Genomic DNA, 10779 nt, shown 5'->3' on the forward strand with positions numbered 1-10779 from the left:
GCGGCATCGATGCCGGCTTTTGCCGCGTCGCGGGGAAGGGCGTCGTCTACCCGGCCGGGTCGAGCGTGGTCCAGCCGTTGTCGGTAAGGGCCTCCAGTGGCTGGAAGCGGGCCTTGTAGGCCATCTTGTGGCTCTGCGCGATCCAGTAGCCGAGATAGACGTGGTCGAGGCCGTTCTGGCGGGCTTCTTCCACCAGGGCCAGGATCACATAGGTGCCGAGGCTGCGCTCCGGCACGTCGGGGTCGTAGAAGCTGTAGACGGCGGACAGCCCGTCCTCCAGCACGTCGACCAGCGCCGCGGCGCGCAGGGCGCCGGCCGGGTCGCGGAACTCGATCAGCGCGGCGCTGCCGCTGCCTTCCTCGATCATGCTGCCGTAATCGGCCCGCGACATCCGCGCCATGTCGCTGTCGCCGTGCCGGTGCCGCTGGTAGCGCAGGAACAGGGCGAATTGCTCGTCGGTGCCGACCGGCAGCACCGACCGGCGGCTGAGGTCGGGATTGGCGGCCCAGGCCCGGCGCATGCTGCGGCCGGGGGCGAAGCGCGCCACCGGGATGCGCACCGGCACGCAGGCGCGGCAGCCGGGGCAGACCGGCCGGTAGACGATGTCGTGGCTGCGCCGGAACCCGGCCTGCGACAGGGTGGTGTTCAGCGCCTTGGCGTCGCCGCCGTTCAGCCGGGTGAACAGCTTGCGTTCGACACGGCCGGAGATGTAGGGGCAGGGCAGCGGGCCCGACCTGTAGAAATGCTGCAGACGACCGAGCGTGCCGTCGATGACGGACATCAAGGGCTCCTGGGTCGGGGCGCCAACCTCATGCCCCATACTGCACCACAGTGCCGGACGGTCGGCAAGCGACTCGGATACCGGCTGCCTGAGGCCGGCTATGCGGGCGGAATCCACCGCACCGTCATGTCAGTCGCAGGATCTCGTCGACGGTCGCTGCGACCGGCTGCCGCGTGTCGATCTCGTGGTGGGCGGATTCGCGCAGCAGCGGCTCGACCGTCGCCACCAGCTCGACCACCTTGCGCCGTTCGTCCTCGGTGTGGCCGTAGCCGTCCGGGCCGCGGGCCGCGAGCCGCTCCAGCAGCGTCTCGATCGGGGCGGAGAGGAGGATCACGACATCAATCAGCGGCAGGAACCGCCCCATGGTCTCGGAGGTGCCGCTGACGAACAGCGGCCTGTCGCGTGGCGCGGTCAGCAGGGCGCGGACGCGATCCTCCCGCCAGACCCAGTCCTTCCCCTCGCCCGGGGTCAGGGTGTCGGCGGGATCGGCATCGACCCATTCCGACCATTCCGGCGTGTCGAGGTCGCGGGCGTCGTGCCCCCGTGCCGCCAGCTCGCGGATCACGGCGGACTTCCCGGTCCCGGACATGCCGGTGATCAGCACGCGCTTCATGTGCTTATCCCCCGCCCCGATGCGCCGAGGCTCACGCCCCGACGTCGCTCAGCAGCGTCGCCGGATATCCGGACTCCATCAGCTTGCCGATGATGACGTCGACATGGGCGCGGTCGCGGGTCTCGACCACCACGTCGATGTCGGCCCGCTTCACCGGGATCTGGAAGAACAGGCGCTGATGGTAGGTCTCGATGATGTTGCCGCCGGTGGCGCCGATGATGCCGGCGATGGTGCTCAGTACCCCCGGCACGTCCTCGATCTCGATGCGCAGCCGGGCGATCTGGCCGTTGCGCACCAGGCCGCGCATCAGGATCGAGGCCAGGATGCGCGGATCGATGTTGCCGCCGCAGACGACGACGCCGACCCTGCGCCCGGCGAAACGCTCCGGATTGGCCAGGATGCCGGCGATGCCGGCGGCACCGGCGCCCTCGGCCACCAGCTTCTGCTGGGTCATCAGCTGGTGCACGCCCTGCTCCAGCACCGTCTCCTCGACCGCGACGATGTCGTCGACGAGGTCGGCGATGATCTGGCGGGTCAGCACGCCCGGGCTCTTCACCGCGATGCCCTCGGCGATGGTGGCGCCGCCATAGACGCCGGTGCGGCCGGCGACCGCGTCGGCCATCGAGGCGTAGAGCGAGGCCTCCACGCCGGTGATCCGGATCGAGGGATTGATCGAGCGCGCGGCGATGGCGATGCCGGAGATCAGCCCGCCGCCGCCGATCGGCACCACCAGATCGTCCAGATCCGGCACGTCGGCCAGGATCTCCAACCCCGCCGTGCCCTGGCCGGCGATGATGTACGGGTCGTCATAGGGATGGATCAGGGTGAGCTTCTCCTCGTCCACCAGCTTGCGGGCATGGCCCATGCTGTCGTCGAGGGTCTGCCCCACCAGCACCACCTTGGCGCCATAGCCCTCGGTCTTCGCCACCTTGGTGAAGGGGGTGAAGGTCGGCATCACGATGGTCGACGGGATGCCCAGGCGGGTGGCGTGGTAGGCGACGCCCTGGGCATGGTTGCCGGCCGACATGGCGACCACGCCGCGCTTGCGCTGCGCCTTGTCGAGCGAGCGCAGCTTGTTGTAGGCGCCGCGGTCCTTGAACGATCCGGTGCGCTGCAGCGTCTCCAGCTTCAGGAACAGCTCGCAGCCGAGAATGCCGGACAGCTGGGGAGCCGGAATGATCGGCGTCCGGGCCACCTGGCCCTCCAGGGCCGCGGCGGCGGCGCGGATGTCGTCGATGGTGACCGGCAGCGGGGCGGGGCTCATCTGAATGTGATCCACTTATTGGCGCGGCTGCAGGGTCGTCAGCGACGCCCCGGCGGCCGCGAGATCAGCCTCGCCACCGTGCAACGTCAAGTATCTTCCGTCTCGCCAATCCGCGACCAGGTCCCCCCAATGCGGCGACAGCGGGTTGCCGGACTGGCCGGTGGCGATCATGAAGCGCGAGCGGCCGCGGTCGGCCAAGTCGTAGACGGCACGGTAGCCGGCGCCATGCAGGTCGGCATAGGGCGCCTCCGGATCGGTGATCGAGGTGGCGCCGCGGTTCAGGGTGTAGGGACCGCCGTTGGTCGGGACCGCCAGCGAGATCAGGCCGCCGACCACCGGCACGCGCGACAGCACCTGGGCGCTCAGCGGCGCGATGTGCTCGGCCCCCCAGCGCCAGGTCGCCATGTCGGCGCCGTGGCGATGCGCCAGCGCGTCCAGCGCTTCGCCGAGCGTCCGGCGCAGCAGGGCCTTGCAATCGGCCGGCGGGGGCGAGGCCGGGGCTTCGGCGTCGCCGCACCAGGACGGGTCGCGGGTCAGGATCGTCGCCAGGATTCCCGGGTGCAGCTCGAAATAGTCCTCGGCCAGCGGTCCCAACGGTGGATCGAACACGGCATGGGCGAAGCGCCGCAGCCATTCCATGTAGACCAGCGGCTCCGGCCGGTCGCGGTCCATCCGCAGGTCCCAGTTTCGCAGCAGCGCCACGGCCTTGGCCATGCGGTCATCGGCAGGGTCGATGGCGGTCATCAGCGGCAGCAGCTCCCGCGCCTCTGTGGTCACCGTGTCGGCCTGCATCGCCTGGCTGCGCTGGACCGTGTTCGGCCCGTCGTCGTCCAGCAGCTCGGCGATGCGGCGGGCGCGGTAGGGCTCGTCGTAGCCGTCGCCGAGGTAATGGGGATGGCCCGGCCCGACCGGGGCGTTGTTGGCGTTGACGATGGCGCCGCCGGGCGGGTTCAGGGCCTGGGGCAGGGACTCGAACGGGATGGTGCCGGTCCAGTCCTGGGCGCCCGAGGCGCCGTCCGCCGGCAGTTGGCCGCGGCCGGAGCGGCGGATCGGGATCGCCCCCGGGACCAGGAAGCCGATATCGCCGTCGGCATCGGCATAGGCGACGTTCTGGATCGGGGTGCGGTACAGCCGCATCGCCGCCAGGAACTCCTGCCAGTTGCCGGCTCGGTTCAGCTGGTAGATCGCCTGGGCCGAGGCGTCGCCGGGGGCCAGGGCGGTGAAGGCGAGGGCGACGACCTTGCCGTCGCCCGCCAGCTTGGCCATGCCGGGGTCAAGGTCGGACAGCACCGGCCCGTGCCGGGTGCTGCGGATGGTCAGCTCCACCGGGTCGCCGCCGGAGACGGCGATGGTCTCGGTCCGGGTCTCGAAAGCGGCGCTGCCGTCCGGCGTGCGGTAGCGGTTCGGGTCGGCCGGGTCGACCGTCTCCAGGAACAGGTCCTGGACATCCGCGCCGGTGGTGGTGAAGCCCCAGGCGATCCGCCGGTTCTGGCCCAGAAGCGTCAGCGGCACGCCGGGCACGGTGGCGCCGGCGACCGACAGGGTCGGCGTCTCGATCCGCACCAGGTACCACAGGATCGGCGCGCTCAGCCCCAGATGCGGGTCGTTGGCCAGGATCGGCGCGCCGGTGTCGGTGCGGCTGGGGCCTACCACCCATTCGTTCGACGCGGTGCGGGGGCCCAGCGGCGGCGGCAGCGCCTGCGCCAGCGCCGTCAGCGTCGGCGCGGCCCGGTCGAGGGCGGACAAGGTGGCGGGCGGCAGCGCGCCGAGATCCGGGAACAGGGTGCGGGCGCGCTCCGGCCCCAATCGGGCGATCACCTGGGCGCGCAGGATCTCGTCGCGGTAATTGGCCGACAGCTGCAGCGCCATCAGCTTGCTCCAGACCAGCGTGTCGGCCGGCCGCCACGGCTCCGGCCGGGTGCGCAGCAGGTAGAACTCGGGCGGCAACGCGCCGGGATGGCCGTCGATCCAGGCATTGACCCCGGCGGCGTAGCGGTCGAGAGCCGATTGCGTCTCCGGCGACAGGACGGCGAGATCGGCCTCGGCCAGGCGGTAGATGCCCAACGTCCGCATGAACTTGTCCATCCTCAGCCCGGCCTCGCCGACCAGCTCGGCCAGCCGTCCGGCGCCGACCCGGCGCTGCAGCTCCATCTGCCACAGCCGGTCCTGGGCGTGCAGCCAGCCGAGGGCGAAATAGGCGTCGCCGTCGCTCTGCGCGAAGATGGTGGGAACGCCGTGGCCGTCGCGGTGGATCCGGACCGGGGCGGACAGGCCGTCGAGCGCGACGGTGCCCGATTCGGCCGGCACCCCGGTGCGCAGCCACCACAGGCCGGCGCCGGCCAGCACCACAAGCAGCAGCAGGAGGCAGGCCAGCGCGATCGCGCCGCGGCGAAGCCATCTCATCGGTCGTGTCTCCCTGCCGCCCGGGGTCGGTCGCGGCGGCGCTGTGTTATAATAATCTGTCTGATTCGAAGCGAGGCGCCATGGAGGCGCAGGGGAGGGCCGCGGCGCCGGGTGCGCTTCGGTCTATTTTCGCGGGGGGGCTAGCCAAGCGGCTGTCGCTCGCCGGATGATGCAGACGTGCCGCGCGTCCGGCGGCGGCCCAGCAGGAGCGGAGCTTCGATGGAGTCCTTCGCCGACGCCCTTGCCATGGTCACCGCCCTCCGCCCGGAGGAGCCGGTCTACTGCCTGCGGCCCCGGGTGCTGCGGGAGTCGGCGGCCGAGTTCCGGCGCCAGTTCCCCGGCACCGTGATGTACGCGGTCAAGTGCAACGACCATCCGGCGGTGCTGGCCGGGCTGCACGCCGGCGGCCTGCGCCATTTCGACGTCGCCTCGCTCAGCGAGATCGAGGCCGCGGCGGCGCTGCCGGAGACGGTGTCGCACTACATGCATCCGGTGAAGAACCGTCAGGCGGTCGAGCTGGCCTATCGCCGCTACGGCATCCGCACCTTCTGCCTCGACCATGAGGAGGAGCTGGACAAGATCCTCGCGGCCACCGGCGGGGCGCGCGACCTGACGCTGGTGCTGCGGGTCGACATGCCCCGCTTCGATTCGGTCTGCGACCTCAGCGGCAAGTTCGGCACCGAGGTCGAGGCCGCACCGGAGCTGCTGCGCCGCATCGCCGCCACCGGCAACCGCGCCGGGCTGACCTTCCATGTCGGCTCGCAATGCCTCGATCCGGGCGCCTATGAGAGCGCGCTGACGATCTGCGCCGGCATCCTCGCCAGGGCCGGGGTACCGGTCCCGGTGATCGATGTCGGCGGCGGCTTTCCCGCCGCCTATGTCGGCACCGAGGCGCCGCCGCTCTCCGCCTTCGTCGCGGCGATCCGCGCCGGCCTGGCCCGGCTGCCGGCCGACCCCGATCGCGCCGTGTTCTGCGAGCCGGGGAGGGCGCTGGTGGCGGAGGCCTGCTCGCTGGTGGTGAAGGTCGAGTTCCGGCGCGGCCACCGCCTGTATCTCAACGACGGCGCCTATGGCAGCCTGGCCGACATGAAGCTGTTCCGCACCGTCTATCCGGTCCGCCTGCTGCGGCCGGGTGGCGCCGGCGGCCGACTGGCCAGCTTCGCCCTGTTCGGCCCGACCTGCGACAGCTACGACAGCCTGCCCGGGACCTCGCCGCTGCCCGAGGATGTGCGCGAGGGCGACTGGATCGAGTTCGGCCAGATCGGCGCCTATTCCAACGTGCTGCAGACCCGGTTCAACGGCTTCGAGGCGCGGCGCTTCGTCCAGGTCGAGGACGGCGCGCTGCGGCCCGCCAGCGCCAGGGCGGCCTGAGATGGAGGCGGTCGAACATCAATTCCTCGGGCTCGGCCTCGGCGGCTTCCACCGCCTGGCCTATGTCTCCTGGGGCTCGGACCGCAGCCGCCCGCCGGTGCTGTGCGTGCACGGGCTGACCCGCAACAGCCGCGACTTCGACATGCTCGCGGCTGACCTGGCCTGGTCCGGCCGCATGGTCGTCTGTCCGGACGTGGTCGGCCGCGGCCGCAGCAGCTGGCTCGCCAACCCCTCGCTCTACGGCTATCCGCAATATCTCGGCGACGCCGCGGCGCTGATCGCCCGGCTCGACGTGACGGAGGTAGACTGGATCGGCACCTCGATGGGCGGGCTGATCGGCATGATGCTGGCGGCGCAGCCGAACACGCCGATCCGGCGGCTGGTGCTGAACGATGTCGGTCCCTTCATTCCGCAGGCGGCGCTTCTGCGAATCGGGTCCTATGTCGGGCAGGACCCGGTCTTCGCCGATCTCGGAGAGCTTGAGGCCTATCTGCGCAGGGTGCACGCCCCCTTCGGGACGCTGACCGACGGGCAGTGGCGGCATCTGGCCGAGCACAGCGCCCGGCGGCGGCAGGATGGCACGCTCGGCCTGGCCTACGACCCCGGCATCGCCGCCGCCTTCGCCGGCCCGATCGCCGATGTCGATCTGTGGATGCTCTGGGACCAGATCCGCTGCCCGGTGCTGGTGGTCCGCGGCGCCGAGTCCGACCTGCTGACCGCGGCCACCGCCGAGCGCATGGCGGCGCGGCCCGGCACCACGCTGATCACCATTCCGGGCTGCGGCCACGCCCCGGCATTGATGGCGGCCGACCAGACCGGCCCGATCCGCGATTGGCTGGCGGCCGGCTGAAGGGTGCCGGTCGGTTCGGCTTGACTGATTGTTCCCTTTTTGTTCTAATCGGGCATGGCCAGTGCCGTTGCCAGGATCAGGATCCCGCCGTCGCGGGACTCAGCCCAGCAGTTCCGCCGCCTCGATCGCGCCATAGGTCAGGACGCCCGACGTCCCGGCGCGCCTGAAGGCGGTCAGCACCTCGATCAGCGCCTTGTCGTAGTCGAGCCAGCCGTTCTGCGCCGCCGCCTTCATCATCGCGTACTCGCCGCTGACCTGGTAGGCGAAGACCGGAACGCCGAAGCCCTCATGCACCCGGCGGATGATGTCGAGATAGGGCAGGCCCGGCTTGACCATCACCATGTCGGCGCCCTCGCGCAGGTCGAGCTCGACCTCGCGCAGTGCCTCGTCGGTGTTGGCCGGGTTCATCTGGTAGGTCTTCTTGTCGCCGATCAGCACGCCGGTCGACCCGACCGCGTCGCGGAACGGGCCGTAGAAGGCCGAGGCGTATTTCGCCGAATAGGCCATGATCTTGACGTCCTGCCGCCCGGCGCCGTCCAGTGCCGCGCGGATCGCGCCGATGCGGCCGTCCATCATGTCCGACGGCGCCACGATGTCGGCCCCGGCTTCGGCCTGGACCAGGGCCTGGCGGACCAGGACCTCGATCGTCTCGTCGTTCAGGATCCGGCCGTCGCGGATCAGCCCGTCATGGCCGTGGCTGGTGAAGGGGTCGAGGGCGACGTCGACGACGATGCCCAGATCCGGCACCGCCGTCTTGATCGCGCTGATGGCGCGGCACACCAGGTTGCCGGCCCGGCACGCCTCGGCGCCGTCCTCGCTGCGCAGGGTGCGGTCGATCATCGGGAACAGCGCCACCGCCGGGATGCCGAGGTCGCGGGCACGACGACAGGCCTCGACCGCGCTGGCCAGATCGAAGCGGGTGACGCCGGGCAGCGATTCGACCGGCTGCGGCCGGTCGCCCTCGACCACGAACAGCGGCCAGATCAGGTCGGACGGGCCCAGCCGGGTCTCGGCCACCAGATCGCGAATCCAGCCGTCGGTGCGCAGACGGCGCATCCGGGTGGTCGGGTAGGCACCGGGAAAGGGCAGGCGGGACATCGGGTCCTCGGCGACAGGAATTGCGGGCGCACTCTAGGACGGAGCCTCGGCCGGAAACAACCAGGTGCGGCGGCCCGCCACGCATTCTTGCCCGCCGCAGGGACGGGTATTGCATGCGAAGGGTTGATAACCGCGGGCGAGAGGGTCAAAAATGTCCTTTGTGGCGACCGAAAGCATCGATCTAGCGCGAATTCGTCCTGAATGCAGTGCAAATTGCAATGAACACCTGTCCTGCTCACAACACTTTCGTTTTGGATGATTTTGTCTAAAGTGGCTTTGCCGGTGGTAGAACGACGGTCAAGCTAGTACAAAGCGCCAGTGGGTCGGAGGTCTGAATGCATCATCCCTATTACCGCATGACCGCGCTCATTGAGCGGCTCCATCGCTGCTTTCTGGATGTGGTAAAGGTGGAGTTGGACCGTTTTGGCGTCCAAGACATCAACAACGTTCAAAGCCTGATTCTGTACAACATCGGCATGGACGAGCTGACCATCGGCGAGTTGACCGCCCGTGGCTACTATCTGGGCTCGAACGTCTCGTACAATGTGAAGAAGATGGTCGAGAACGGATATTTGGCGCAGGAGCGGTCACAACATGACCGGCGGTCCACGCGGGTCCGATTGACCACGAAGGGCCAGGCGTTGCGGTCCAAGCTCGAGACCATGTTCAGCCGTCAGGCGGATGCGCTGGAGGGGACGGGGCTGCGCGTCGGCGACGTCGAGACCCTGAACGCAACGCTGCGGCGGCTCGAGGGCTTCTGGTCCGGCAACCTCGCCTATACAGCCGACCAGCCGGTGACCAGCGCGGCCTGAGGCCGCCTGCCGTCCAGCCACGAAAAAAGGCGCGTCCACGGGGACGCGCCTTTTTGCTTGTCCGCGGTCCGGGCCGCTCAGAGACCGCTTCGGAAATGCGCTGGCATGAGTCGAATGGCGGTGGTTTCGAGAACCGGAGCGCAGCGGACGTAATGTCCGTGAGCACCGGAAGCGGAGAAACCGCCGTCAGGCGGCCATGCCAGTAGCGTTTCCGAAGCGGTCTCTCAGAAGGCAGCCAGACCGGTCTGCGCCCGGCCGAGGATCAGGGCGTGCACGTCATGCGTGCCCTCATAGGTGTTGACCGCCTCCAGGTTCATCACATGGCGGATGACATTGAACTCGTCGGCGATGCCGTTGCCGCCGAGCATGTCGCGGGCCTGGCGGGCGATGTCCAGCGACTTGCCGCAATTGTTGCGCTTCATCAGGCTGATCGCCTCCGGCGCCGCCTTGCCCTCGTCCTTGAGCTGGCCCAGGCGATGCGCCGAGATCAGGCCGAGAGTGATCTCGGTCTGCATGTCGGCCAGCTTCTTCTGGATCAACTGGGTGGCGGCGAGGGGACGGCCGAACATCTTGCGGTCCAGCGTGTACTGCCGGGCGGTGTGCCAGCAGAACTCGGCCGCGCCGATCGCGCCCCAGGCGATGCCGTAGCGGGCGTTGTTCAGGCAGCCGAACGGGCCCTTCAGCCCCTTGACGTTGGGCAGCAGGTTCTCTTCCGGGACGAACACCTCGTCCATCACGATCTCGCCGGTGGTCGAGGCACGCAGCGAGAACTTGCCCTCGATCTTCGGCGAGGACAGCCCCTTCATGCCGCGGTCCAGGATGAAGCCGCGGATCTCGCCGCTGTCGTCCTTGGCCCAGACCACGAAGACGTCCGCGATCGGCGAGTTGGTGATCCACATCTTGGCGCCGGACAGGCTGTAGCCGCCGGCGACGCTGCGCGCCCGGGTCTTCATCGAGCCGGGGTCGGAGCCGGCGTCGGGCTCGGTCAGGCCGAAGCAGCCGACGATCTCGCCGGTGGCCAGGCGCGGCAGGTACTTCTGGCGCTGCTCCTCGGTGCCGTAGGCATGGATAGGGTGCATCACCAGGCTCGACTGCACCGACATCGCCGACCGGTAGCCGCTGTCGACGCGCTCGACCTCGCGCGCGATCAGGCCGTAGCAGACGTAGTTGACGCCGGCGCAGCCGTACCCGTCGATGGTCGAGCCGAGGAAGCCGAGCTCGCCCATCTCGTTCATGATCTCGCGATGGAAGATCTCGTGGCGGTTGGCCTCCAGCACGCGCGGCAGCAGCTTCTCCTGGCAATAGGCGCGCGCCGCGTCGCGCACCATGCGCTCTTCCTCGGTCAGCAGCTCCTCCAGCAGAAGCGGATCCTCCCAGTTGAAGGCGGCGCGGCCGGTCTGCGCCGGCTTGGCGGCCACGGCGGCGGAGGAAGTCATGGGCGAACTCCGGACTATCGAAAAACGTGGCGCATAACAGCACAGGGGCCGGAACGCCGCCAGCCTTGCGCTGCGGCGGTGCGGCCCCCCGGGATAAAAGGTAAGCCCCCCCGGGGCGTGGCCGTGGCGGGGCGGGGCCGGGCCAGGGCCA

General features: G+C 69.7%; 9 protein-coding genes. 3 read left to right on the forward strand and 6 right to left on the reverse strand.

Features of this window, described 5'->3' with window-relative positions; translation table 11 throughout:
* Positions 1 to 46: 46 nt before the first annotated feature.
* From ACFW16_RS05200 to ACFW16_RS05215, 4 genes are all read right to left on the reverse strand, one after another.
* Positions 47 to 781, reverse strand: coding sequence for an arginyltransferase (locus ACFW16_RS05200; protein ID WP_380302546.1), 735 nt, complete (start codon positions 779 to 781; stop codon positions 47 to 49).
* A 124-nt stretch (positions 782 to 905) separates the two neighbouring features.
* The gene (locus ACFW16_RS05205) at positions 906 to 1394 is read right to left on the reverse strand and encodes an AAA family ATPase (protein ID WP_380302548.1); all 489 of its coding nucleotides are present in this window, start codon (positions 1392 to 1394) and stop codon (positions 906 to 908) included.
* Positions 1395 to 1425: 31 nt separating this feature from the next.
* The gene (locus tag ACFW16_RS05210; protein WP_380302550.1) at positions 1426 to 2658 is read right to left on the reverse strand and encodes a threonine ammonia-lyase; all 1233 of its coding nucleotides are present in this window, start codon (positions 2656 to 2658) and stop codon (positions 1426 to 1428) included.
* Between the two features lie 15 nt (positions 2659 to 2673).
* Positions 2674 to 5061, reverse strand: coding sequence for a penicillin acylase family protein (locus ACFW16_RS05215; RefSeq protein WP_380302552.1), 2388 nt, complete (start codon positions 5059 to 5061; stop codon positions 2674 to 2676).
* A 219-nt stretch (positions 5062 to 5280) separates the two neighbouring features.
* Between ACFW16_RS05215 and ACFW16_RS05220 the strand changes: the two genes are divergently transcribed.
* Both ACFW16_RS05220 and ACFW16_RS05225 read left to right on the forward strand, forming a co-directional pair.
* Complete coding sequence (locus tag ACFW16_RS05220) at positions 5281 to 6432, forward strand: type III PLP-dependent enzyme (RefSeq protein WP_380302554.1); 1152 nt, start codon at positions 5281 to 5283, stop codon at positions 6430 to 6432.
* Between the two features lies 1 nt (position 6433).
* Positions 6434 to 7282, forward strand: a complete 849-nt coding sequence (locus ACFW16_RS05225; protein WP_380302556.1) for an alpha/beta fold hydrolase — start codon at positions 6434 to 6436, stop codon at positions 7280 to 7282.
* 99 nt (positions 7283 to 7381) lie between these two features.
* On the opposite strand, the gene hemB is transcribed toward ACFW16_RS05225, so the two are convergent.
* Positions 7382 to 8380 (reverse strand): porphobilinogen synthase, encoded by a 999-nt coding sequence (gene hemB / locus ACFW16_RS05230; RefSeq protein ID WP_380302558.1) that lies wholly within the window; start codon positions 8378 to 8380, stop codon positions 7382 to 7384.
* 335 nt (positions 8381 to 8715) lie between these two features.
* On the opposite strand from hemB, the gene ACFW16_RS05235 reads away from it, so the two are divergent.
* Positions 8716 to 9192, forward strand: a complete 477-nt coding sequence (locus ACFW16_RS05235) for a MarR family winged helix-turn-helix transcriptional regulator (protein ID WP_380302560.1) — start codon at positions 8716 to 8718, stop codon at positions 9190 to 9192.
* Positions 9193 to 9416: 224 nt separating this feature from the next.
* Here ACFW16_RS05235 and ACFW16_RS05240 read toward each other — a convergent pair whose 3' ends face one another.
* Complete coding sequence (locus ACFW16_RS05240) at positions 9417 to 10628, reverse strand: acyl-CoA dehydrogenase (RefSeq protein ID WP_380302562.1); 1212 nt, start codon at positions 10626 to 10628, stop codon at positions 9417 to 9419.
* Positions 10629 to 10779: the final 151 nt, after the last annotated feature.

Source organism: Inquilinus sp. NPDC058860, from assembly GCF_042743185.1.
Lineage (GTDB): Bacteria > Pseudomonadota > Alphaproteobacteria > DSM-16000 > Inquilinaceae > Inquilinus.